General features: G+C 69.3%; 17 protein-coding genes and 1 pseudogene. 8 read left to right on the top strand and 10 right to left on the bottom strand.

Annotated elements, in window-relative coordinates; genetic code table 11:
- Nucleotides 1-8: 8 nt before the first annotated feature.
- The gene (locus tag ACFYP5_RS15130) at nucleotides 9-2,180 is read right to left on the bottom strand and encodes a UvrD-helicase domain-containing protein (RefSeq protein ID WP_389035288.1); all 2,172 of its coding nucleotides are present in this window, start codon (nucleotides 2,178-2,180) and stop codon (nucleotides 9-11) included.
- A 179-nt stretch (nucleotides 2,181-2,359) separates the two neighbouring features.
- Here ACFYP5_RS15130 and drmA point away from each other — a divergent pair, with 179 nt between their 5' ends.
- The 6 genes from drmA to ACFYP5_RS15100 all read left to right on the top strand — a co-directional run bounded on the left by drmA (nucleotide 2,360) and on the right by ACFYP5_RS15100 (nucleotide 14,910).
- Nucleotides 2,360-6,184 carry a DISARM system helicase DrmA gene (drmA, locus tag ACFYP5_RS15125; RefSeq protein ID WP_389035285.1) on the top strand — a complete coding sequence of 1,275 codons (3,825 nt, stop codon included), beginning with the start codon at nucleotides 2,360-2,362 and terminating at the stop codon, nucleotides 6,182-6,184.
- On the top strand, nucleotides 6,181-8,073 hold the full coding sequence (drmB, locus tag ACFYP5_RS15120) for a DrmB family protein (RefSeq protein ID WP_389035282.1): 1,893 nt from the start codon (nucleotides 6,181-6,183) through the stop codon (nucleotides 8,071-8,073). Before drmA ends, drmB begins: the two co-directional genes overlap by 4 nt.
- The gene (drmC, locus tag ACFYP5_RS15115; protein WP_389035279.1) at nucleotides 8,070-8,834 is read left to right on the top strand and encodes a DISARM system phospholipase D-like protein DrmC; all 765 of its coding nucleotides are present in this window, start codon (nucleotides 8,070-8,072) and stop codon (nucleotides 8,832-8,834) included. Before drmB ends, drmC begins: the two co-directional genes overlap by 4 nt.
- Before the next feature lie 438 nt (nucleotides 8,835-9,272).
- A complete protein-coding gene (locus tag ACFYP5_RS15110) occupies nucleotides 9,273-12,821 on the top strand; it encodes a DNA polymerase III subunit alpha (protein WP_389035277.1) in 3,549 nt (1,182 codons plus the stop codon).
- Complete coding sequence (locus ACFYP5_RS15105) at nucleotides 12,818-13,825, top strand: hypothetical protein (protein WP_389035274.1); 1,008 nt, start codon at nucleotides 12,818-12,820, stop codon at nucleotides 13,823-13,825. Before ACFYP5_RS15110 ends, ACFYP5_RS15105 begins: the two co-directional genes overlap by 4 nt.
- A 191-nt stretch (nucleotides 13,826-14,016) precedes the next feature.
- Nucleotides 14,017-14,910, top strand: coding sequence for an esterase/lipase family protein (locus ACFYP5_RS15100; RefSeq protein WP_389035271.1), 894 nt, complete (start codon nucleotides 14,017-14,019; stop codon nucleotides 14,908-14,910).
- 19 nt (nucleotides 14,911-14,929) lie between these two features.
- Here ACFYP5_RS15100 and ACFYP5_RS15095 read toward each other — a convergent pair whose 3' ends face one another.
- The 7 genes and pseudogenes from ACFYP5_RS15095 to ACFYP5_RS15065 form a co-directional block, all read right to left on the bottom strand.
- On the bottom strand, nucleotides 14,930-15,964 hold the full coding sequence (locus ACFYP5_RS15095) for a lytic polysaccharide monooxygenase (RefSeq protein ID WP_389035269.1): 1,035 nt from the start codon (nucleotides 15,962-15,964) through the stop codon (nucleotides 14,930-14,932).
- Nucleotides 15,965-16,319: 355 nt separating this feature from the next.
- A complete protein-coding gene (locus ACFYP5_RS15090) occupies nucleotides 16,320-17,198 on the bottom strand; it encodes an ATP-grasp domain-containing protein (RefSeq protein WP_389035267.1) in 879 nt (292 codons plus the stop codon).
- A 225-nt stretch (nucleotides 17,199-17,423) separates the two neighbouring features.
- Complete coding sequence (locus tag ACFYP5_RS15085) at nucleotides 17,424-17,963, bottom strand: 2'-5' RNA ligase family protein (RefSeq protein ID WP_389035264.1); 540 nt, start codon at nucleotides 17,961-17,963, stop codon at nucleotides 17,424-17,426.
- A 42-nt stretch (nucleotides 17,964-18,005) separates the two neighbouring features.
- Nucleotides 18,006-18,274 (bottom strand): annotated as a pseudogene (locus ACFYP5_RS15080) (IS256 family transposase); the annotation flags it as partial.
- Between the two features lie 60 nt (nucleotides 18,275-18,334).
- Nucleotides 18,335-19,114, bottom strand: coding sequence for a polysaccharide deacetylase family protein (locus ACFYP5_RS15075; protein ID WP_389035262.1), 780 nt, complete (start codon nucleotides 19,112-19,114; stop codon nucleotides 18,335-18,337).
- Between the two features lie 332 nt (nucleotides 19,115-19,446).
- Nucleotides 19,447-19,848: a hypothetical protein gene (locus ACFYP5_RS15070; RefSeq protein WP_389035260.1), complete on the bottom strand. Its 402-nt coding sequence runs from the start codon at nucleotides 19,846-19,848 to the stop codon at nucleotides 19,447-19,449.
- A gap of 144 nt (nucleotides 19,849-19,992) precedes the next feature.
- Nucleotides 19,993-20,208 carry a hypothetical protein gene (locus ACFYP5_RS15065; RefSeq protein WP_389035257.1) on the bottom strand — a complete coding sequence of 72 codons (216 nt, stop codon included), beginning with the start codon at nucleotides 20,206-20,208 and terminating at the stop codon, nucleotides 19,993-19,995.
- Nucleotides 20,209-20,417: 209 nt separating this feature from the next.
- Here ACFYP5_RS15065 and ACFYP5_RS15060 point away from each other — a divergent pair, with 209 nt between their 5' ends.
- A complete protein-coding gene (locus tag ACFYP5_RS15060; RefSeq protein WP_389035255.1) occupies nucleotides 20,418-21,896 on the top strand; it encodes a methyltransferase domain-containing protein in 1,479 nt (492 codons plus the stop codon).
- Here the strand turns inward: ACFYP5_RS15060 and ACFYP5_RS15055 are convergent.
- Together ACFYP5_RS15055 and ACFYP5_RS15050 are read right to left on the bottom strand one after the other, a co-directional pair.
- Nucleotides 21,893-22,402 (bottom strand): DUF402 domain-containing protein, encoded by a 510-nt coding sequence (locus ACFYP5_RS15055; protein WP_389035252.1) that lies wholly within the window; start codon nucleotides 22,400-22,402, stop codon nucleotides 21,893-21,895. The two genes, ACFYP5_RS15060 and ACFYP5_RS15055, sit on opposite strands and share 4 nt — an antisense overlap.
- Nucleotides 22,383-23,303, bottom strand: a complete 921-nt coding sequence (locus tag ACFYP5_RS15050) for a GNAT family N-acetyltransferase (protein ID WP_389035249.1) — start codon at nucleotides 23,301-23,303, stop codon at nucleotides 22,383-22,385. The genes ACFYP5_RS15055 and ACFYP5_RS15050 overlap by 20 nt, the downstream gene beginning before the upstream one ends.
- Before the next feature lie 69 nt (nucleotides 23,304-23,372).
- Here ACFYP5_RS15050 and ACFYP5_RS15045 point away from each other — a divergent pair, with 69 nt between their 5' ends.
- Complete coding sequence (locus ACFYP5_RS15045) at nucleotides 23,373-23,747, top strand: GntR family transcriptional regulator (RefSeq protein WP_389035247.1); 375 nt, start codon at nucleotides 23,373-23,375, stop codon at nucleotides 23,745-23,747.
- The last annotated feature ends 150 nt before the right edge of the window (nucleotides 23,748-23,897 follow it).

Genomic DNA, 23,897 nt, shown 5'->3' with positions numbered 1-23,897 from the left:
GGTGCTGCTTAGCCGGCGACCGGGTCGAGCATCGGGCTGCGCTGCCCGCTCCACGAGATCGCCAGCGCGTCACGGGCGCGAGTGCACGCCACGAACAGGAGGCAGTGCTCCGCCAGTAGATCCGACTGATGCTGCAGGGGGTCCACTTCGGCGGACGTGACCTGGTGTGCGAACGGCAGCACAGCGGAGGTCACACCGACCACGGCCACGCAGCGGAACTCCAGTCCCTTCATGGCATGCATGGTGGCCACGCGTACCCCCGACGTCCCTGGACCCGGATCGTCCTTCACCGCGACTGCAGGGATGCCCTCTCGGCGCAACCGAGCGATGACCGCGTCGACCAGGGTGTTGAAACGGGCGCACACCGCGACCTCGGAAGGCTTCACCCCGTCCTGATCGATCCAGATCCGGACCTGCTCGATGAGTGCCCGGAGCTCCTCGTCCTGGCTGCCGTACCCGCGTGCCGCAGGAATGCGGCCGTGCAGCTGGGAGCGGTAGCCCCGCAGCGAGTCGCGGCCGCCGTCGTCCTCGTCGTCCTCACCGAGTCGGCCTACCGGTTGCCCATCCAGCAGCGACGCCGACCAGCGCAGGATTTCCTCCGTGCTGCGGTAGTTGAGACGCAGCCGCGAGGTCCGGCCACGGACCTGGACACCCAGCGAGCGCAGCGACACCCGGGAGTCGTAGATGCGCTGATGGGGATCGCCGACGAGGAAGATGTCGTCCGACTGAGAGACCACACAGGCGCGCAGCACCCGCCACTGCGCGGGGTGAAGGTCCTGGGCCTCGTCGATCACGACATGGCGGTAGCGCGGACCGCTGTCGGCGAGGGTGCGCGCGGCCCTGTCGCACAGCTGTGTGTACGTGGCCGAGTCGCGGGATGCGAGATCGGCCGTGAACCGTTCCATCACGCGCCACAGCCGGGCTCGTTGCACGCGCCCCACCTGTGTGCCGCGCCCCCGCCGTACACAGCGCAGATACTCCTCGGGCGTACGCAGCCCCTGGGCGAGTACGACGTTGCGGAACTCCTGGGACAGGAACTGTTCGGTCCACGGCAGGTCCTCACGGGCCGTGGCACGGGTCCAAGCGCTCTTTTCGGCGGCTGCAGAGAGGGGTCTGGGAGTACTGCCCCGTGCCTCCCGGATGACCCGGGCGGCGAATGAGTCCACCGTTGTCACGTCGACGCGTTCCAGAAGGTGTGCGTCCGCCTCGCCGAGCAGGAGTGCCAGGCTGTCCCGCAGTGCGGACGCCATGGCGTTGGTGAACGTGGTCAGCAGTATCCGGTCGCCGTCGCGGCCGGTGCGCAGCAGGTGGCGTACACGGTGCAGTGCGACCACCGTCTTGCCGGTGCCAGGCCCACCCGTGACCTGGGCCGGTCCGTTGAAGCCCGGATGATAGGCATAGCGACGCTGAGCGGGATGAAGGAAGATCCGCCAGCGGGTGAGATCCTCGGTGAGGATGCGCTCCAGTTCACCGGGGCCGGTGACCTCCACGATGCGATTGGGGGTGTTGAGAATCGCTTCGGCGAAGGTGACGGTGGGCCGGTCCTCGGCCGTACGCACCGTCTGGCCGCGCGGGGCGATCAGCTGCTCCCACACGTCTTCGGCGGAGTAGTCGGCCGCGAGGTACTCCAGCACCTCGTACTGGTCGGCGGGCATCATCGGCGGTGCCATGACCGTCAGGTCCTCAGCGGTGACGCAGACGCGGGCCAGGCGCAGGACCTGGTCGTCGATACCGAGGTCGCGCAGCACGGTGTCGGAGTGCTGCTCGAAGAGGCGGGCGGGGGTGGTGACCGCCTTCGTCTCGAAGTATGTCTCCATCTGCTCCAAGGCTTCGACGTTGCGTACTTCGAGACCTCCGGTTGCACCGTTGACGGAGTACGCACGCTTGCAGGCCCAGTTGATCGCTTCGTCGTGCGCGGCGACCCTCAACAGCGTGAACAGTTCACTTCCGTCGTCCGGAGCGAGAAGCACACCGCGGTAGAACTTGGTGATGCGTATCGTGCGGATCCGGTGGTCGCGAGCCCGTTCGAGCTTCTCGAGATGCATGCCTTTGCTGGCATGGAGCTGTGGGACGGTCATGCTCCGGAACATCTGGATCGCGTCGTTGACCTCCTTCTGTACAGGTCGCTGCAGCGAGATGAGGTCTGCGACGAAGTCGTCGGAGAGAGCGAGTCGGGGCATGGGTGTCCTCGGGGCGCGCGGTGGCCGATGGTCGGAAACAGACTAGAGACTCCGCGTCCTCAAGAGCGAGGACAGTACAGTGCGTTGTGTGAACTGAGTCAACGGTCTATGTTGTTGGTGTTGTTGTATGCTCGCCCAAGACTTCGTGCCTCACCGGCCCGTCCGAAAGGACCCACCGCATGCCGGCCCAGCCCGACCAGGCCGCCGTCCCGCATCCGCTCGACGACGTGCCGCAGACGTTCCTCCCTGGTGACTCGTACGGTGTGCGGGACGGACTCGTCACCTACATCCGGCGTGATCTGCTGGGACCGTGGGACGGTGAGACGGAGACACTGCCCCGATCGTCCTCCGGGCCCCGCGACCGCTACCTCGTCGGCGTGCTCGGACCACGGCCCCGTGCCACGACATCGGGCGAGATCGCCCTGGCCGCCGCGCAGAGCGCGGACAGCGATTCCGGGAACGAGAGCGAGGGCGACGACAGTGCGCCCCAGGACCGCTTGACCCCGCAGGCAGCCGGCCACATCTGGGCCTCGTCCATGGGACTGTCCTTCACTGTCCCCGCTTCCGTCGGCACACTCAGTGTCACCGCACGCTGGGGTCGCTACACCCAGTCCGAGGAAGCCACGGACCAGGGCACGACCCGCAGGGTGTGGTCACGCGAGCCTGTCGAGCACCCGGTCGATATCGACGTCACCAGCGCCGCCGGCCGGAGCGTTTCCCTTGAGGGGGACGCCGTCGTCCTTGACGTACAGGTACGGCATCACCGTTCGGGGAACGGCGGCGAGGACCTGCGCATCGTCGAACTCGCCCTGGTGAACGGGCAGGAGGACAATCGCGAGGCGCGCGATGCCCGCTGGCTCTTCCAGACCTCCATCGAAGTCACCGCCTTCCCCGACGATCAGGCGGCGGTGTTCTTTCCCGTCGGCGACCCCCTTGATCCGGCCAACCGGGGCAATGCCCCCGAGGACCCCGAGGACCGGCGCCTCCGACTCCTCTACCGGGACAGCCTCAGCCACGCCAAGGGCCGGAACGTTGCCGTGCACGCTCACGTACGCGACGGTGAACGCAACGCACACCGGCTCACCACCACTTGGCTACCTGAGTACGACGTGCGGGCCACGACCGCGCCCGGGGTAGGTGATCAGGACCTGCTTCGCGGCCTGGAACTCGGCATGGACGAACTGGCCGAGCTCGCGGTGCCCGCCCGCCGCACTGAACTCTGCACTGCGCTCGCTCCCCTTGCCGACGGTTACGGGAACTGGCTCGAACACCAGCGTCGCAGCGTCCTGTCGCTCCCCGACGACCTGCGGGAATCCGGGCTCGTCGCCATCGAGCAGGCGCTGGAGATCTGCGATCGCATCACCTGGGGCATCGACGCGCTCGCCGCCGACGACACCGCCCTCGCCGCGTTCCGGTTCGCCAATCGGGCTATGGCGCTCCAGCGCCGCAACACCGCTATCGCCACCGCCCGGACCGGCCGTGAGGACGACCACAGCTCCTACCAGGAGGCCCACGACGAGGTGTACGGGAAGGGCAAGGAGGGGGCAAGCTGGCGCCCGTTCCAGCTCGCCTTCGTGCTGCTCAACCTCGCTTCCCTCACGCAGCCGGGCCATCAGCACCGCGGGACCGGACGCGAGGCACTCGTGGACCTGCTGTTCTTCCCGACAGGTGGCGGCAAGACCGAGGCCTACCTCGGGCTCGCCGCGTACACCTTCGCGCTGCGCCGCCTGCAGGGCACCATCGGTTCCGGTACGGAGGCCCGCAGCGGGGAGGCCGGCGTCGGCGTCCTCATGCGCTATACCCTGCGCCTCCTGACGGCCCAGCAGTTCCAGCGCGCAGCTGCTCTCGTGAGCGCGTGCGAGGTGCTGCGCCGCGAGGAGTTCGCACGCGATGTCCGATGGGGCGCCACCCCGTTCCGTATCGGCCTGTGGGTGGGGACATCGGTCTCGCCCAACTGGTTCGACGAGGCCAAGGAACAGATCGCCGACGCCCGCGAGAGCGCCAGTGACAAGCACGCCCGGGTACTGCAGGTCCTCACCTGCCCGTGGTGCGGCAGCGGCCTGACCGCCCGTTCCCACATGGAGTACGACGAGCCCCGGCGCCGTGTCCTGCTGTACTGCCCGCGTGGCGAGGGAGCGGACCGATGCCCGTTCTCCCGACTGGAATCCCCGGGCGAGGGCATCCCCGTTCTCACCGTCGACGAGGAGATCTACCGGCTCGCGCCGTCGCTGCTGATCGCCACCGTCGACAAGTTCGCCCAGCTGCCCTGGAACGGGTACGCGGGTCTGCTGTTCGGACGGGTCACCGACACCTGCCCCCGCCACGGTTACCGCCATGACGACCTCGATGCCAAGACCGGTTGTGGCAGCCGCCACCACGCCAAGGGTGCCCTGCCCGGAGTCACCGCGCAGCCCGTCACCCGCTTGCGGCCCCCCGATCTGATCATCCAGGACGAGCTGCACCTGATTTCTGGAGCGCTCGGTACCACCGTGGGCCTGTTCGAGTCCGCCATCGATCAACTGTGCACCTGGAGATTCACCGACGCCCAGGGACAGCGTCACGAGGTGGGGCCCAAGATCGTTGCGTCGACGGCGACCACCAAACGGGCCGCGGACCAGGTGCTCGGAGTCTTCGGCCGCAAGGTCGCCGTCTTTCCGCCACAGGTCCTCGATGTCAAGGACACCTTCTTCTCCCGGCAGGTCGAGCTCAGCCGCGAGAACCCCGGCAGGCGCTACCTCGGGGTGTGCGCTCATGGCACCCGTCTCAAGGCAGCCGAGATCCGGGTCGCAGAGATCCTTCTTCTGGCAGGGCAGCAGCTCTTCGACGACTACGGCAAGCCCGCCGACCCGTACATGACTCTGGTCGGCTACTTCAACGCCACCCGCGAACTTGCCGGTATGCGTCGGTACATGGACGACGACATCACGACCCGGGTCCGTTCCAACGGAGGTCGCAAGGGACAGGACACCCTCTCCGACCGCATTGTCAGCAAGGCGGGGATGCTCAGCATTCAGGAGCTGACATCGCGTATCTCGTCCACCGACATCGGCTCCGCACTCAAGCGGCTGGAGACCGGCTTCGATCCGGAACGCGACACCTCGACACGGCGACGGGCCTTCCTGCGTGAGTACGCCGCTGCCATCAAGGAGAAGCGCGAGCCTCGCGCCTCGATGACCCCGATGGTTCGGCAGGCCGTCGATGTCGCCCTTGCCACCTCCATGCTGCAGGTCGGCGTCGACGTCTCCCGGTTCGGACTGATGCTGGTCGTCGGCCAGCCCAAGAACACCGCTGAATACATTCAGGCGTCGTCCCGAGTCGGCCGTGACTCCAAGCGCCCCGGCCTTGTCGTCACCCTCTACAACTGGTCACGCCCACGCGACCTTGCCCACTTCGAGGACTTCGAGCACTACCACGCCACCTTCTATCGGCAGGTCGAGGCCCTTTCCGTCACCCCGTTCACCCGCCGCGCCCTCGACCGGGGAGCGACCGCCACGTACATCGCCGCACTGCGCCAGGCCGCCTACGACACCTCCCGCAATCTCGACGCCCATGACGTCGATCTGAGCGGCCCGGTCGCCGCCGGTGTCGAAAGCCGCTTCCTGGAACGTGCCGAGAGGGTGGGCGGGGACCGCGCCCGTAGATATCTCAGCGAACGGCTGGACCGGCTGAAGGACGAGTGGCGCCGCCAACGCGACGAGAACAGCGCCGCGCTCGGATACCGGAAGGAGAAGCGGAAGAACACGATCGTGAGCGGTCTGCTCAAGCGTGCCGACGGATCCCGGTGGACCGAACTCACTGTCGGCATGTCCATGCGTGAGACGGAGAACGAGATCAATCTGCTGTTGCCAGGCGGTGGCACCTTCCTCGAAGAGTCCGCGGGCGGGGGTCCTGACTGGAACTTCGGCGAGACGCACACCGACAGCGACCCCGACGCAGTCGCCACCGTGGACAGCGACGAGTACGGCCCCACCACTACCGGCGGAACCGGGAAGGGACAGCGATGAGCAACAACTCGAACCGCAGGGTCGGCGCTGTCCGGCCCAGCCATCTCATGTTCACCGCCGGAATCGGTTCCCTCGTGGACCTGCCGAACTTCTCGGTCCTCATCAAGGGGCTCGATTCCTGGAGCTACAACGGGATCACCGAGTACGACATCGACGAACCGAGGCTGCGCGCCGCCGTCAACCGTTCCCTCCAGCGCTACGGGCGCGGGCAGATCGAACAGCTGCGGGCCGCTCCCTGGCTGGAGGGCGGCGACAGCGACCCGAAGGGCTGGGCCGCGCAGGGTGTCGGGGTGCCGGTGACCCCGTTCCCGCAGTGGCTGCGTTGCACCGCCTGCAATGTCCTCGCCGCGGTCGACTCGGGCGAGTTCGCCTTCATCAACTCCAACCCGCGTACCCCGCACGAGGCGAAGTTCGTCCACGACTGCAAGCGGGGCAAGCCCCTTGCCGTCGCGGCCCGCTTCACCCTCGTCTGCACGGCAGGTCATCTGGACGAGTTTCCGTACACGGCATACGTCCACCACGGGCAGACCTGCGCCAAGACCCCGCGTCCCAAGCTGCGCATGAAGGACCACGGTGGAAATCAGGCGGCCAACGTCACCATCGAATGCGTCGCCTGCGGTACGAAGCGCAACATCCGGGAGGCGATGGGAGAACGTGGCCGCCGAAATCTGCCGGCGTGCCGCGGACGCCACCCGCACCTGGGTACGTACGAGGGAAACGGCTGTGCCCAGGATGCCGTACTGATGGTCGCAGGTGCGTCCAACCAGTGGTTCCCGTTGACCCTCAGCGCGCTTGCCCTGCCCAAGGGGCAGGGTGGCGACATCGAAAAGCTGCTCGACGATCACTGGCCCGATCTCCAGATCGTCGTTGAGCGGGCTCAGTTCGACTTCATGGCGAGCATGAGCAAGTTCGGGTTCCTGCAACAGTTCGACGCCGACGCGGTGGTCGCTGCCATTGCCGCCCGCAAGGCCGGGGCAGGCGGACCGGCCCCCTCCGCGCCCGATGTCCAAGCGGACCTGTACGGCCCCGAGTGGGACGCCCTCTCCGGTCCCATTCCGCAGCCGAGCGACGACTTCACGTTGCGGCAGGTACGTGTGCCGGCGTCACTCGACGAGTTGTTCTCCGATGTGCGGCAGGTGGAGCGCCTTCGGGAGGCCCGCGCCCTCATCGGCTTCACCCGTCTCGACGCCCCCGATCCCGAGTCGCCCGAAATCGCCACCCGAGTGGATCTCGCCCGCGGTACGCAGAACTGGGTGCCGGCCAGCGAGGTGCGCGGTGAAGGCATCTTCCTGCGGGTGCACGACAGGCTCATGGCCGAGTGGGTGGCGAGGGTGGAGAAGTCGCCGCATATGGAGGCCCACCGGGAAGCCTTCGGCCGATTCCGTACCAATCGCAAGTCCGATCGCATGACGAGCGACTTCGATCCCCTGCACGGCTGGCCGGGGGCGCGCTACATCGCTCTTCATACCCTCTCGCACCTTCTGATACGGACAATTGCGCTGGAATGCGGCTACAACTCGGCTTCTCTCGCCGAGCGGATCTATGCAGGTGATGAGGAGAACCCGAGAACGGGGATCCTCATCTACACCGCTGTGCCGGACTCCGAAGGCACCCTCGGTGGCCTTGTCTCACTGGCCGAGGAGCGAGAGTTCGACCGGATCGTCCGCCGTGCTCTGGCAGATGCGTCGCACTGCTCGGCCGACCCGTTGTGCTCCGAGAGGCTTCCGCACGACCCCGCCGACTTCCTTCACGGAGCTGCCTGCCACGTCTGTCTGTTCGTCTCCGAGACCACCTGTGAGCGCGGCAACCGTTTTCTCGACCGCCGCTTCCTCGTCCCGCTCACCGGAGACAAGGACCAGGTGCTCACACCGGTCGGTCTGCTGTCGTGAGCAGACGCAGTTTCGAGTCCGCGGCCGAGACGGCGGCCGTGGCCCTCGGTCCCTCCCGTACGAAGGACCTGGCCGGGCTGTTGGCCCGGGGGCACAGCAGGGAACGGGCTCTGACCGAACTTGCGACGCCGGGAATCCGGGAGGCCGTCGCGAAGCTGTACGAGGCGGTGGAGGAGAACTCGCTGCCCTGTCCGGAAGCCGCGGCCTACCTGCGGGGCTATGTCGCGGCGCAACTGCGTGCACGGGACGCGGTCCAGGTCAGAACGGTGTGGAGCGGGCCCTCCACGCCCGCGGTACCGGTGCGGGCAACCGCTCAGGTACTGGTCGAGGTCATCAATGATGCTCGTGACGAGCTGCTCGCCATGACCTATGCGGCCCGCCCCTATCCGGCGCTGACGCAGGCCCTGACCGAGGCCACCGCCAGAGGCGTGCAGACGCATGTGGTGGTCGAGACGCTGGCCGGCGCGCGCGGTCTCCTTTCTGGCCGCGAGCCGGCCGGCGCGTTCGCATCCGTACCCGGATTGCGTCTTTGGCACTGGGTACGCGACCCGGACGCCGACCCCTATGCCCGCCAGCACGCGAAACTCGCGGTCGCCGACCGACGTGTGCTCTTCCTGGGCAGCGCGAACCTTACGCAGTCCGCTGCCCGGCGCAACATCGAGGCGGGCGTTCTGGTACGTGGGGGAGACGCGCCACAACGGGCCGCCGAGCACATCGTGGAGCTCCAGCGCGGAGGAATACTTCGGCGTCTCCACGTGTGAGGAGGGGCTGGGTCTCCTTGTCGGAGTGACGGGGTGACCCGATGCCCCCGTGGATGGACGACGTGGCCGCCGGGACATGCCTCAAGTGAATGCCGAGGACGGCCAGGTCGATGCCGCTTATGTCGGTGGGTGTCTGAAGGGCGAGCGTGGCCATACCGACTGCGAAGACGACCAACGCGCCCAGGCTCGACGAGGTCCAGTAGCCGTCGGCGTACCAGCCCACGACCAGGTAGGCCTGATCGAAGGTCGGGGTCACGTCGACGATCCCGAGCGTGCGCTGCTGGATCGGCGATCAGGGTGCCGTTCTGTCAGCGAAGTCATGCCTCGGAGTCCAGGGCGCCCCTTGTCCCGCGGGTGAGGCCGGGCCGCATGGCCGGCCGGAGCGCGCGGCCGGTGTGCCGCGCTCCGAGTATCGTACGGATGTTCGAAACTTGGTCTATGGTGGAGAGCGAGGGGGGTGGTGAGTACGGATCGGTCCAGGAGGTGCGGGTGCCCGGGTTCACGCATCTGCACACTGTTTCCGGGTTCTCCCTGCGCTATGGGGCCTCGCACCCGGAGCGGCTGGCGGAGCGCGCCGCCGAGCGGGGGATGGATGCCCTCGCGCTGACCGACCGCGACACCCTCGCGGGCGCGGTCCGGTTCGCCAAGGCCTGCGACAGGGCCGGGGTGCGACCGCTCTTCGGGGTGGGGCTCGCGGTGGCGGCTGAGGGTGCGGAGCGTATGCCGGAGGGTGGGGGTGCGCACCGGCTGCGGACCCCCGTCCGTGGCGGTGCCTTCGTCGATGAATCGGCACCCCGGGTCACCTTCCTCGCCCGGGACGGCGCACGCGGCTGGGCGGAGCTGTGCCGTCTCGTCACCGCCGCGCATGCCGTGACCGGCGACCTGCGGACCGGTGCCGGGCAGCCCCTGGTCGACCGGTCCGCGCTGCCCGCCGAAGGGCTGACCGTGCTGCTCGGCCCGGCCTCCGAGGTCGGCATGGCGCTGGCCGCCGGACGCCCCGACCGGGCCGCCGTGCTGCTCGCGCCCTGGCGGGAGATCTACGGCGACGACCTGCGCCTCGAAGCCGTCCATCACGGGCGTGAAGGCACCGGTCCGGGGTCGCTGCGGCTTGCCGCCCGTACCGTCGGCTTCGCTGCAGAACAAGGGGTACGGGCCGTGCTGACCAATGCCGTCCGGTATGCCGACGCCGGGCAGGGCCCGGTCGCCGACGTGCTCGACGCGGCCCGCAGGCTCGTCCCCGTCGATCCGCGCCGGGCCGCGCTCGACAGCGGCGAGCGCTGGCTCAAGGACGACCGTGCGATGCGGGAGACCGCCGAGCGGATCACTTCCGCCGCCGGACTCGGCCGCGATGCCGGGTCGCGGCTGCTCGCGGAGACCCGGCGCACCGCCGACGCCTGCGCCGTCGACCCCGAGCGCGACCTCGGCCTCGGCACCGTCCACTTCCCCGAGCCGCACCTCGTCGGTGCGGGCCGCCGCACCGCCCAGCGCGTACTGGCCTCCCGCGCCGCCGCCGGCATGGTGCTGCGCGGTTACGACCGCAGGCGCGACTACTGGGAGCGGATGCACCACGAGCTGGACATCATCGACTACCACGGCTTCGCCTCCTACTTCCTGACGGTCGCCCAAGTCGTCGATGACGTAAGGGAGATGAAGGTGAGGGTGGCTGCGCGTGGCTCCGGGGCCGGCTCGCTGGTCAACCACCTCCTGGGCATCGCCCACGCCGACCCCGTCGAGCACGGGCTGCTGATGGAGCGCTTCCTCTCCAAGCGCCGCTTCGTACTGCCCGACATCGACATCGACGTCGAGTCCGCCCGCCGCCTCGACGTCTACCGCGCGATCATCGGACGCTTCGGCGCCGAGCGGGTCGCGACCGTCGCCATGCCCGAGACCTACCGGGTGCGGCACGCCATCCGGGACGTCGGCGCCGCGCTCTCCATGAACCCGGCCGAGACCGACCGGCTCGCCAAGGCCTTCCCGCACATCAGGGCCCGCGACGCCCGCGCGGCCATGGAGGAGCTGCCCGAACTGCGCGAGGTGGCGCGGGAGAAGGAGAAGTACGGGCGGCTCTGGGAGCTGGTGGAGGCGCTGGACGCCTTGCCGCGCGGCATCGCCATGCACCCGTGCGGGGTGCTCCTCTCGGACGCCTCGCTGCTGCGCCGTACGCCCGTCATGCCCACCAGCGGCGAAGGCTTTCCGATGGCGCAGTTCGACAAGGAGGACGTGGAGGACCTCGGGCTGCTCAAGCTCGATGTGCTGGGTGTACGGATGCAGTCGGCGATGGCGCACGCGGTCATGGAGGTGAAGCGGGCCTCGGGCCAGGAGATCGACCTGGACGCCGTGCCGCCCGGCGACCCGGAGACGTACCGGCTGATCAGGACCGCCGAGACGCTGGGCTGCTTCCAGATCGAGTCGCCGGGCCAGCGCGACCTGGTCGGCAGGCTGCAGCCCGCCACCTTCCACGATCTGGTGGTCGACATCTCGCTGTTCCGGCCGGGGCCGGTCGCCGCCGACATGGTGCGGCCGTTCATCGAGGCCCGGCACGGCCGCGCGCCCGTCCGCTACCCCCACCCCGACTTGGAGGGACCGCTGCGTGAGACATACGGCGTGGTCGTCTTCCATGAACAGATCATCGAGATGGTCGACATCATGACCGACTGCGGCCGGGACGAGGCCGACCGGGTGCGGCGCGGGCTCTCCGACCCCGAGCAGCAGGGCCGGATCAAGGACGGGTTCGCGCAGCGGGCGACGGCGAAGGGCTACAGCGCCGAAGTGATCGCCCGGACCTGGGAGATCATCGAGGCGTTCGGCTCGTACGGCTTCTGCAAGGCGCACGCGGTCGCCTTCGCCGTACCGACGTACCAGTCGGCGTGGCTCAAGACGCACCACCCGGCCGCTTTCTACGCCGGGCTGCTCACCCATGACCCGGGGATGTACCCGAAGCGGCTGCTGCTCGCGGACGCGCGGCGGCGCGGTGTGCCGGTGCTGCCGCTGGATGTGAACCGGTCGGCGGCCGCTCATCGAATCGAACTGGTGTCCGGTAAGGGGGAGGGTTCCGGGGTGTGGGGGCTTCGGCTGGCGCTCTCGGACGTCCATGGCATCAGCAAGGCCGAGGTCGCCCGGATCGAGGCCGGCCGGCCCTACACCTCGCTGCTGGACTTCTGGCAGCGGGCCCGGCCGGGCAAGCCGGCTGCCGAACGACTCGCCCAGGTCGGTGCGTTGGACGCTTTCGGTGCCAACCGCCGTGATCTGCTGCTGCATCTCTCCGAGCTGCACCGCGCCCAGCGGGGAACCGGGACGAGGTCCGGATCCGGTGGCGCGCAACTCCCGCTCGACGACGGCCGGAAGACCGGATCCATCGGCCTGCCGGACCTGAACGACGCGGAACGCCTCAGCGCCGAGCTCGGTGTTCTGAGCATGGACGTCTCCCGCCACCTGATGGGTGATCACCATACGTTCCTGAAGGAGCTCGGCGCGGTCTCCGCCAAGCGGCTGCGCGAGGCACGGCACGGGGAGACCGTGCTGGTCGCGGGTGCCAAGGCGGCCACTCAGACCCCGCCGATCCGGTCCGGCCGCCGGGTCATCTTCACCACCTTGGACGACGGTACGGGCCTGGTCGACCTGGCCTTCTTCGACGACAGCCACACCGCCTGCGCGCACACCGTCTTCCACTCCTGGCTGCTGCTCGTGCGTGGAGTGGTGCAGCGGCGCGGGCCGCAGAGTCTCAGCGTGGTCGGCGAGGCCGCCTGGAACCTGGCGGAACTGGCCGAGCTGCGGCGTACCGGCGGGCTCGACGCGGTCGCGGCGCGGCTGGCGGAGGATCCCGCAGCGGAGGAGGAGCCCTCCGGCGACCGGGTGGCCGACAACGGCCGCCGCATCCACCTGCCGACCGGATACGAGATGAACCCCTGGTCCGACCTCCAGCCGCCCGGCGAAGGCGTCGCCACCGGAAGGAAGCTGTGGCACCAGTCCCCGGGGAGTGCGGGATGAGCGACACGTACGAGGAACCGGGGATCCTGTACCTGCGGTTCCGCAAGGTCGGCGGTGGCCCTCCGGACAGCGCCGGTTACGCCGGGCTGCTCGCTCTCCTCGGCGCATTCACCCCGGTCGTCGAGGCGGCGCCGCCGGACGGAGTCCTTGCCGATGTGCGCGGTGCGCTGCGTTACTTCGGGCGGGACGCGGCAGGGCTGGCGGCGTTGATCCGGGTCCGTGCGCTCGCCCTGCACGGGGTGGACTGTGCGATCGGGGCGGCCGAGAACCCGATGCTGGCCCGGATGGCGGCGCGGCGGGCCGTGCCCGGGACGACTTGTGTGGTTCCCGGCGGCGGGGGCGCCGCATTCCTCGCGGCCGAGCCGGCCGTCGCGCTGGACGGTGTCGGGGCGGCTACCGCCCGCGCCCTGTGCGGATACGGGCTCGACTCCGCCGGCCGGATCGCGGCGGCTCCGCTCGCCACCCTGCAACGGATCACCGGCGTACGGACCGGGCGCGAACTGTGGGAGCGGGCGCGCGGCATCGACCGTACGAAGGTCGTGCCGAACGCCGCCGCCCGGTCGGTCGCCGCAGAGCGGTCCTTCCCGCGCGACGAACTGGACCCGGAGCGGCAGCGCCGCGCACTCATGTCGCTCGCCGAGGAGCTGGGGGCCCGGATGCGCGGGGACGGCCAGGTGTGCCGGGCGCTCGCGGTCTCCGTGCGGTACGCCGACCGGACCGGCTACTCGACGCTGACCCGCAGCCGTACGCTCCGTGAGCCCACCGCCCACTCCGCGGAGCTCACCGGACTCGCCTACCGGATCCATGACTCGTTCGGGCTGCAGCGGGCCAGGGTGCGGGGGATCGGGCTGCGCGCCGAAGGGCTCACGGACCGCGAACGGGCCTCCCACCAGCTGTCGTTCGACCCCGTGGACGAACGGGCGCGGCGGATCGAGGCGGTGGCGGACCGGCTGCGGGCCAGGTTCGGTCCGCAGGCCGTGATGCCGGGCCGGCTCGCCGCCTGACCTGTCGTCACCTGAAGTTGCCGGAGATCTTGACTGATGCCACGTCAGTTTTTACCGACGCGTAACTTCCCCCGCTACCTTACTCGCGCGTAATTTGGCATGAGCACATAGAACGTCGGTACAGAACTTGTGGTCCGGGCCGCAGGGCGCAGTGACATCGCAACTCCCTTGAGCCGCAAGGAGACCACACGATGCTGCCCTGGACACGTGCGCCGCGCACCCCACGTGCGCGGAGACGACTCGTCGCACTGCTCCTCGCCGTCGCAGCGTTCGCCACCCCCACGGCGACCGCCACCGCAGCCACCCCCACCGCCGCCACGGCCCCCTCCCGTGGCTGGAACGACTACTCCTGCAAACCCTCCGCAGCCCACCCACGCCCCGTCGTCCTGGTCCACGGAACCTTCGGGAACTCGGTCGACAACTGGCTCGTCCTCGCCCCGTACCTGGTCGCCCGGGGCTACTGCGTCTACTCGCTCGACTACGGGCAGCTGCCCGGCGTGCCGTTCTTCAACGGCCTCGGCCCGATCGACAAATCGGCCGGCCAGCTGGACACCTTCGTCGACCAGGTGCTCGCCGCCACCGGAGCGCCCAAGGCCGACATCGTCGGCCACTCCCAGGGCGGCATGATGCCCAACTACTACCTGAAGTTCCTCGGCGGCGGCGCCAAGGTGAACGCCCTGATCGGGCTCGCCCCCGACAACCACGGCACCACCCTCCTCGGGCTGACCAACCTGCTTCCGTACTTCCCGGGCGCCGAGGACCTGCTGAACGCCCACACACCCGGCCTCGCCGACCAGATGGCCGGATCCCCCTTCATCACCAAACTCAACGCGGGCGGCGACACCGTGCCCGGGGTGCGGTACACGGTCATCTCGACCAGGTACGACGAGGTCGTGACCCCGTACCGCACGCAGTACCTGGACGGGCCGAACGTACGCAACGTCCTGCTCCAGGACCTGTGCCCCGTCGACCTGTCCGAGCACGTGGCGATCGGGACCGTGGACCTGATCGCCTACCACGAGGTGGCGAACGCCCTGGACCCGGCGCACGCCACCCCGACCACCTGCGCCTCCGTCATCGGCTAGGCCAGGCCCGAACCGCCTCTCAGTGTCCGCGCCCGGCCGCTCCGCCGGCCCGGCGACGGACCGAGGCGAACAGTGCGGCCGCGCCGAAGGCGAGCGCGGCCGCACCGCCGATCGCAAGGTACGGGGTACTGCCGTCGCCACCCGTCTCGGCGAGGCTCTCACCCGCCGGGGCGGGGCCGGTGGCGCTGTCCGGCTCGGGTGCGTTCGCCTCGGACGGCCCTGCCGACGAACCGGCGGACGGAGCCGCCTGGGTGACCTTCGCGCCCGTACCGGCATCGTCGTCACCATGACCGCCGTGCTCCACGGACGACTTGTCGGCGCCCCCGGCGATCTCCTGCTCGGTCGGCGCGGACGCGGTCGGCGCAGGGACCGCGCCCACCGAACCACTGCCGTCGGCACCGCCGTCGGCGCCCCCGAAGACCACATCGGAGCAGGCGTAGAACGCCTCGGGGGAGTCCGAGCGCTGCCAGACTGTGTAGATCAGCTGCCGTCCCGATCGCTTCGGCACGGTGCCGTCGAACACATACGATCCGTTCTCCAGCTTCGGGCCGGCGGCCGTGGCGAACGGCTCGGACTCCAGATCCGACCACTTCAGGGGCTTCGTCGGGTCGTAACCGGCCTTGGTGAGATACAGCTCGAACGAGCCCTTGTGCGGTGCGGTGGCCCGGAAGTGGAAGGTGTGGCTGCCCGCCGCCATCTTGGTCGACGGCCAGTCGGCGCGCGGCAGATCGAGCCCCTTGAACTTGTCGTTGCCCGCGCTGCACAGCTTCCCGTCCGGGATCAACTGCCGGTGATTTCCTGCCGCATTGGCGATGTTGACCCCGTTCCAGTCGTACAGCGCCTGCGTCCCGCCCGCCGCGACCGCGGCCACGCACGCCGCCGACTTCGGATGTTCGGGCCCCTCCGCGAAGCAGGCGGAGACCCGGCTGACCGGATCCGTCAGCGAGCCATGTGCGGCGGCCGGAGCCGCGGACAGGCCGGTCAGCGCGAGCGGCGCCACACCGAGCGCGACGATTGCGGCGACCTTGCGGCGAGCGGTCCTGATCACGGTCATGGTGCGTCTCTCCTTCGGCGGATCACGTCTGCGTGCAGGAGAAGCTAGCCGCCCGCCGCCCCGAAAACCGCTGCTGGAAGGGGTACTCGGCGATCGTTATGACGGGCTTAAGGAGCGTCTAAGAAGGGGCTAGGAAAGTCCACCGGTGAGCCCCTGTCAGCAGTCTTGATGCGGAGCAGGGGCTGTCCGTGGTCGTCGAGAGGGAGAGGCCGCGGACGACTATCGGCGCGCTCATCCCTCCAGGGTGGCCCCGGGGCGACGGCTGCGCATCCGGCCGGCCCAGGTGTGTGGGCCTCAGTCCGGCGAAGGCTAGACCGGTCTGGGGGATGACAGCGCGGGGCGGCTTCCGCAAGTACTACGGACCGACCAGCAGAGCGGCCAACTCGCCTCGACTGCTGGACGGGTGCAGGTCGCTGACTTGGCCGTCGCCGACTTCGACGACTCGCCACACCCCGTCCGAGCGGAGGGCCACGTCGGTTGTGACGAAGCGGCATCCCAGACGCTGCACAGCAGGCCGGATATGGTCAAGGTCGGGCACGAGCCCGCGCCCAAACGGGCTGTCCGGGTGGGGCGTGAGCAGCCTGGGATCGCCGTCCAGCCACCACACGCGCACTTCAGCCGCAACGGACTCCAGCTTCGAGAACGTCTCGAAGCTGCGCAGAACGACCCCACCGGCAAGGAACTCCTCCTGCAGTTCCACGAAGCGCTGCACGACCCGTGTCAGCCCCACCGCGTCGGCGAGATCGGGAATGAAGCAGGCCTGTTCCCACTCGTGCTTGCGGGATTTGACGTAGTCCTTCACGATTCCCGGGCCCGGTGGCAAGGGCTCGGCGAGTACAGCCAGGTCTTCGGCGGCCAAGATCTCACCTGGCTTGGTGGGACGCCACACGCTCGCGGGGGTGATGTCGACGAACATTGGATACCAGCCCGGCAGTTCGTGAGCGGCCCGGTATTGCTCCGGGGCGACGAGCAATGCGGTGCCGCGTCGGCTCAGCGCCTCAGCCAACGCGGCGTATCGATCGCCCGGAATCATCCAACCCCGGTACCAGGCGTCCCCCAGCCCAGCCGGGACGTGTGCAACAGCCTGCTGTGCGTCACCCTGCAGCAGTGCATCGTGGTCGATCAGTCCCACCACCCCGCCACAGGCGCGCACCTCCTGTGCTTCCTGCGCGAAGTGTTCGTCCACGCGTCGAGGATTCAACGGATGGCGGCAGTACAGGACAGGCATCGGCATGACTGACACGCTACGGAACCTCCAGAGCCTCGGGCCAGCGGGCGCCACAAAGCGGGGCCCACTGACGAACTGAGGGCGGATAGCCACACCTCTGTCCAGGCCAGTGCGGGTCATCCCCAGTCGCGCCTGATCCCGTCTCCATCGCGGTAAACGTGCGGGCGAGTAATTGTCAATTCCTGTGGATCGGCTGGTTGCTGAGTTCACCGGCTTCGCGGATGGGGGAGATTACCCGAGCAACGGGAACTCTGCGCGCTGCTGCCAGTGCTTGCCGTCGCTGACGAATAGGCTCACCGACGTGATTTTCGCGGTGACCGGAAGTTGTGCGGCCAACGCCGCTTCCGCCTCGTCGAAGACGTGAGGCTGTTGACCGTGGACGACGGTCAGGTGCGGGATGACGTCGGCGAACTGCCCGCCGTAGGGCGGGGCCTCGGGCCATCGCGCCGCGATGGTCTCGGTCAGCGCGCGGAACGGCTGGTCTGGTGTCGGCGCGAGGTAGAGCACGTCAGGAAAGCGCCGACACCCGTCGAACCGGATCGTGAAGGGATTGCTCTCCCCGATCAGCGTCCTGAGATCGTCGTTCACCGCAGCGCCGATGCGATCGATGTCCAGGAACGGGAAGAGCACCGTCACGTGTGCGGGTATCCCGGCCGATGCCGAGGAATCGAAACGCCGCCGCCAGTGCTCGACCAGTGGCTCGGCCTCGTCCACGACGGCCAGCAGGGCTGTCTGGCCTGCTCGATACTGTCCTGAGGCGTCATCTGTCACGCCGGGATGATCTCGAACTGCGAGGCAAATTCGCCACTGCATTCATGCCGCGGCGGTCTCCGGCCGTTCAACAAGCTGTCCGCGTTCAAAGCGGGCTCCTGCGTGGACGAGTGGGACAAGGTGGGGTGCGTTCACAGCCCGCCACCGCTGCTGCTGGGCGGACTCGACGAGCTTGAAGACCATGGTCAGGGCGGCGGGTGCGTGAGCCGGCACCGCGGGAGGCCTTGGTCCGCAGCCGGGCGGTGGCGAACGTGGACTCGATGGGGTTCGTCGTCCGCAGGTGGATCCGGTTCGGCGGGGAAGTCGTAGAACGCCCAACACCTTTGCGGAGCGTCTGAGAGGGGGCTCAGGAAAGTCCACGTTGCGGTCGTTCAGGGCCGGTAGACCATCCCCGGTTCGGGCTCGGCGGGGGCGAGCAGCTGCGACACCGTGACGATGGTGTAGCCGCGCTGCTTGAGCGCCTTGATGATTCCCGGGACGGCGGGCACGGTCCCCTTGTGCAGGTCGTGCAGCAGGATGATGCCGTCGCGGTGGGTCTGGTCGAGCACCCGCTCGGTGATCAGGGCCGAGTCGGTCGTCTCGTAGTCCTTGGCCGTGACACTCCACAGCACCTGCGCCAGCCCCAAGTCCCGGCAGACCTTGGCCACCTCGCGGTTGGTGCGGCCCTCCGGCGGACGCATCAGGATGGGCCTGGTGCCGGTGACCTTCTCGATGGCGTCCTGTGTCCCGGTCAGCTCCCGGCGGGCGTCGGCCACGTCGATATCCGTCAAATTTTTATGATTCCACGTGTGATTTCCGATTTCGTGCCCTTCATCCGAGATGCGACGCAGGATCTCGGGGTACTTCGCGATGTGGCCCTTGCCCTGGACGAAGAACGTCGCGTGCAAATCCTCCTGCTTCAGGATGTCCAGCAGTCCGGGGGTCGTCAGGCTGGGGCCGCCGTCGAAGGTGAGGGCCACACACTTCGCCTTGCGGCAGTCGACGTTCCCGGCCACCGACCCCGATGCCTTGCCACGGGCGGCGCGCGGCGAGGTGTGATCGTAGGTCGTGACCGTCAGGCCCAGAATCAGCGCGACGGCCAGGACGGCGGCCACGGCTGTCGCGACGGCGATGAGTATTCGAGACCGTCGTATGCGCGTGTTGAGGGGCATGCGAGACCCTTCCCTGAATCGGATGGTTACTGGAATTGGTTCTTGATGACTGTCACGGCGCTCAGGTTGCTCCCGGCCCGTGAGCTCCGCGGTCGTCATGGAGAGAGGGATGCTGCTGAAGTGCGCAGAAGCGAGCCGGCAGCGCGGGCTCGCTATCGGTTTTGGGATCGCCTTCGTGAATTTCCTGACTGTCCTGCACGAGTCGGTTCGCAATGGTGAGGCGTGCACCCGCTTGAACGGCGGGAAGTCGTTGGGCAGGTAGAGGAATCCTGTACGAGTGGTCGAACCTGCTGAGCGGTGAGCGGATCGCTTCCGACCGGTCTCACCTCGCGTTACCGCGCGCGGGGGAAAGCGGGCTCCACAGCGAGGTCCTTCAGGCGCAGGTCAAGTGTCAGGCGATGCCTCAGGAGGCGTCCGAGCCGATGCTCCACCCTTGTGTGGACAAGCGCGGCCAGACCCAGCACGCAGATGACGGACAACGCCATCGACGGAAGCAGTCCCAGCTCCGGTACTGCCTTGATCAAGCCCTTGGCCAAGGGAATTCCGATGCTTTGGTGGACGAGGTAGAAGGGATAGGTGAGCCCCCCGGCGGTGACCAGCCACCGCCATTGCAGTCCCGCCAACGGTCCGACACCGGTCAGTGCCAGCAGCCCGAGACAGAGTGTGAGTACGGCCGCGCACACGGCCCAGGAGGGCCGGCCCTCGCTGCCGGCGGTGGTGGCATGGTCGACCACCCGGAATTCGAGCCGCCGCTGCTACCAGGCGGAGCCCGTCTATCGCGGCCAGGCGCGTCTGCCCTCTCTGCGGCCGATTCGAGTCGATGGACCCACTCGACCGGCTGTGGTCCGGGATCCGCAGTGCTGTGCCACGGCCCGGATTCATGCGGCGCGCTCCCGGTCCCGGGATCGGCCGTCGCGTACGACGATCTCGCGGTCGCAGTAGGCGGCGCCCCGTGCCGCGTGGGTGCGGGACATCGTCGAGCAGACCTGTCCGGAGTGCAGGGGCCGAACGTGGCCGAACTGCTCGTCGAAGGTCCGCTTCGGGTCGCAACCATGGTGCGGACCGGACTCCAGGAGGGTGTGGCCTATGGACATGCGCAGGACTATACACGGCAGGTATACATGCAATGTATACCTGCCGTGTATACGCGGTACCCGGTGCTTCCGTCCCGTGTCGTGCGCTCCGTCCCGCCGTCCACGGGCGAGGCGGCGCGGCCCGCGGACAGCGCGTGCGACACCGTTCACCACCGTGAGCGGCCGGTCTGCTGATCGACTGTGTCGGTGGTGGCTGGGACGATCGGCGCATGACGACGATCGACTGGGACTCCGCCGCCGATTCCTTCGACGAGGAGCCCGACCACGGGCTGCTCGATCCGGTGGTCCGGCACGCATGGGCGCAGCGGCTGGAGAGCTGGTTGCCCGGCGAGCGCTCCGATGTGCTCGACCTGGGATGCGGCACCGGAAGTCTGGCCCTGCTCGTCACCGGGCAGGGCCACCGCGTCACCGCCGTCGACCGGTCACCGCGCATGGTCGAGCAGGCGCGGGCCAAGCTCGCCGGGACGGGCGCCGAGGTGCTGGTCGGGGATGCGGCCCGACCGCCGGTCGGGAAGCAGCAGTTCGACGTGATCATGGTCCGTCATGTGGTGTGGCTGCTGCCCGACCCCGCGGCGGCCCTGCGCCACTGGTTCGGGCTGCTCCGGACCGGCGGGCGGCTGCTGATGATCGAAGGGGTGTGGGGCGGGGTGGGTCTCTCCGCCGATCAGCTGACCGGACTCCTCGCCCCGCTCACCGAGCGCATCCACCACGAGCGGCTCTCCGACGACCCGGACCTGTGGGGCAAGCACGTCGACGACGACCGCTACGCTTTGCTGGCCCGCGCCGAACCGCCGCACCGGCACACCGAGATCGTCGATGTGCATCTGATCCTCCGCCGCGGCCCCGACGTGCTGCTCGCCCGCCGCGCCGGTACGGGATACGCGGACGGGCTGTTCAACGTCCCGTCCGGGCATGTGGAGGACGGCGAGGACGTCCGCGAGGCGATGATCCGCGAGGCCGCCGAGGAGATCGGTGTCGAACTGGACCCGGACGAACTGCGGGTCGCCCTGGTCATGCAGCACCGCGGCCCCGGCGGCGCCCCCCGGACCGGCTGGTTCTTCGAGGCGGAGTACGACCCCGCCCGCCCGCCGTACAACCGTGAGCCGGAGAAGTGCTCCGGACTCGCCTGGTTCCCGCTGGACGCCCTGCCCGACGACATCGTCGCGTACTGCCGTGCGGGCCTGGACGGATACCGGGCGGGGGAGCGCTTCCTGATCCACTGGCACGAGGACGGCGACACCGTGGCCTACCAGCCGCACGGCATCCGCCGCGCGGTCCCGCTGCCATCGGGCGGGGCCCGCACCGGCGGGGTGCACCACATCGAGCTGTGGGTGCCCGACCTGGCGGCGGCCGAGGCGGGATGGGGCTGGCTGCTCGGCGAGCTGGGCCACGTGCCGTACCAGAGTTGGGAGCGCGGCCGCAGCTGGCGGCGCGGCGACAGCTATCTGGTGATCGAGCAGTCGGCCGATCTGGCCCCGGGGCCGCACGACCGGCTCCGCCCGGGTCTGAACCACCTGGCGTTCCATGTCCGGGACCGGGCCACGCTGGACGCGCTGGTGGCGCGGGCCCCGGACCACGGCTGGCGACTGCTGTTCCCGGACCGCCACCCGTACGCGGGCGGCGAGGGGCACTGCGCCGCGTATCTGGAGAACGCGGCAGGGTTCGAGGTGGAGCTGGTGGTGCGTTAGGGGGTGGCGCCGGACGGGCTCGCCGGGGCCAGCAGGCCCGCGAGCCCGCCCGCCAGGGCGAGGCGCTCCAGCTCGTCCAGTGCCTGGCGGGCGGCATCCGCAGCAGCCGGATCGCGTGCGGCCAGGCCGCTCTCCTCGAACTCGTCCTCGTCCAGTCGCAGTACGGAGGAGCCGTCGGCTGACACCCACAGGTCGAGATCCAGGTCCTCCACGAGCAGTTCCCCGTCGCGCAGCACGGCAGGCCGGGTGATGTCGCAGTACCAGCCCTTCAGCGTCCCCCCGCCGGTACGGACCTCCTTCACCGCGAACCACCGGTCACGCCAGTAGTGCTCGGTGAAGACATCGCCCGGCTCGAACCGTACGAAGCCGAAGTCGCGCATGCCCGGCGCGGCCCACGGGGCCGTCACCGTCACCCGGACGCCGTCGTCGCGTACGACGTCCGCCGGGTAGCGGATCTTCGTCCGGCCCGCCTTGACCAGAGCGACCTCAACCGAGCTTGCGTACATGCCGTACCTCCGTGGCGCAGATCCCGTAGCCGAACCATGTGTTGATCGCCAGCATCGGGCCGTTGTCCGCGTCGTTGCCGGTGTACGCGTCCGTGTAGCCGGCCGCGCGTGCCCGGTGCAGCGAGTCGTTCTTCGCGAGCTTTGCCAGGCCCCGGTTGCGGTAGGCCCTGCGGGTGCCCGTCATCCCCGACCAGTAGCGGGTCAGACCGTCGGTGTTCGCGGCGCTGAACGCCGCCACCTGGCCGTCCACCACCGCGACCGAGGTGAGCTCCCGGTCGAGACCGGGGTCGTTCCACGTGTGCTGCAGCCAGTCCTCGTAGTCCGCGAGCTCGGTCGGAGTGTCGCTCGGCTCGTCCGCCGTGCACTCGGCGTCCGCCTGGAAGAGCGGCCTCGGGTCGTCGGCGAAGTCGGCGGCCGTACGCAGCCGCACACCGGCCGGGGGCTCCTGGCGGGGCGGCAGGGTGCCGTGTGCCAGGTCGAGATGGAGGAAGTGCGCCGGGCGGCTCGGCGCGTAGCCGCGCTTCTCGGCGAAGGCCCGGCTCGCCGGTTCGTCGAGCACCCAGGTGTAGACGGCGACGGCACCCACGCCGGCCAGGTACTCCTCGGCGGTGCGCACCAGCAACGAGCCCGCCCCGCGGCCCGTCCGCCGGGGGAGCGTGTAGGGATTGCAGAAGCCCTGGCCGGGTTCCGGGCTGTCATAGGCGATACCGACCTGCGCGGTGCCGATGATCTCCCCGTCCTCCTCGGCGATCAGCAGCCGGTACCGCTTGTCGGGGTGGGCGGCCGTCTGCTCGAAGACGACCTGCTCGGGCGTGGTCACCATGTACGGGAGTGCGGCTCGCCGCACCCGTACCCAGGCCTCGGCGTCGGTGGGCAGGAAGTCGCGCACGATGACAGTCATGCGCCGGACGGTACGCGGCGGTCCGGCCCGGACGCCTCCGAATTTCCGGCGGTGGGGGAGAATCGGCCCGTGACCTTGAAGATCGCCATTGATCCGGACGCCGGCACCGCCCCGTACGAGCAACTGCGCACGCAGATCTCCGAACTGGCCCGGTCCGGCGAACTGCCCGTCGGCTACAGACTTCCGACCGTACGCGGCTTCGCCGAGGAACTCGGCCTCGCCGCGAACACCGTCGCCAAGGCGTACCGCGCGCTGGAGTCGGACGGGGTGATCGAGACCCGCGGCCGCAACGGTACGTTCATCGCCGCCGCGGGCGATACGGCGGACCGCAAGGCGGCTGCTGCGGCACGGGAGTACGCGGAGCAGGCGAGGCGGCTCGGGCTGTCCCGCGCCCGGGCGGCGTCGCTGGTGGAGGATGCGGTGCGGGTGGCGTACGAGGGCTGACAGGGCGGACCGGGGCCGTCCGGCAGCCGTTCTGCCATCGAGTGCCGGGCGGACCTGAAAGATGCCCTCGGACGCCGCACGTCCTCAAAGGTTGTCCCCGACTGCCCCGCACGGGCCCGACTTCAAGCCTGTCCGGCGACGGCGGAAACA

The organism is Streptomyces sp. NPDC005262 (assembly GCF_042872425.1).
GTDB lineage: Bacteria > Actinomycetota > Actinomycetes > Streptomycetales > Streptomycetaceae > Streptomyces.
Note: the sequence above shows the minus strand (reverse complement) of the source record. Positions and strands in the feature narration are given on the sequence as shown.

Coding starts and splice junctions, on each gene's coding strand:
- ACFYP5_RS15130 (WP_389035288.1), bottom strand. CDS start 2,180: ATGCCCCGACTCGCTCTCTCCGACGACTTCGTCGCAGACCTCATCTCG.
- drmA (WP_389035285.1), top strand. CDS start 2,360: ATGCCGGCCCAGCCCGACCAGGCCGCCGTCCCGCATCCGCTCGACGAC.
- drmB (WP_389035282.1), top strand. CDS start 6,181: ATGAGCAACAACTCGAACCGCAGGGTCGGCGCTGTCCGGCCCAGCCAT.
- ACFYP5_RS15110 (WP_389035277.1), top strand. CDS start 9,273: ATGGTGGAGAGCGAGGGGGGTGGTGAGTACGGATCGGTCCAGGAGGTG.
- ACFYP5_RS15105 (WP_389035274.1), top strand. CDS start 12,818: ATGAGCGACACGTACGAGGAACCGGGGATCCTGTACCTGCGGTTCCGC.
- ACFYP5_RS15100 (WP_389035271.1), top strand. CDS start 14,017: ATGCTGCCCTGGACACGTGCGCCGCGCACCCCACGTGCGCGGAGACGA.
- ACFYP5_RS15095 (WP_389035269.1), bottom strand. CDS start 15,964: ATGACCGTGATCAGGACCGCTCGCCGCAAGGTCGCCGCAATCGTCGCG.
- ACFYP5_RS15090 (WP_389035267.1), bottom strand. CDS start 17,198: ATGCCGATGCCTGTCCTGTACTGCCGCCATCCGTTGAATCCTCGACGC.
- ACFYP5_RS15075 (WP_389035262.1), bottom strand. CDS start 19,114: ATGCCCCTCAACACGCGCATACGACGGTCTCGAATACTCATCGCCGTC.
- ACFYP5_RS15065 (WP_389035257.1), bottom strand. CDS start 20,208: ATGTCCATAGGCCACACCCTCCTGGAGTCCGGTCCGCACCATGGTTGC.
- ACFYP5_RS15060 (WP_389035255.1), top strand. CDS start 20,418: ATGACGACGATCGACTGGGACTCCGCCGCCGATTCCTTCGACGAGGAG.
- ACFYP5_RS15055 (WP_389035252.1), bottom strand. CDS start 22,402: ATGTACGCAAGCTCGGTTGAGGTCGCTCTGGTCAAGGCGGGCCGGACG.
- ACFYP5_RS15050 (WP_389035249.1), bottom strand. CDS start 23,303: ATGACTGTCATCGTGCGCGACTTCCTGCCCACCGACGCCGAGGCCTGG.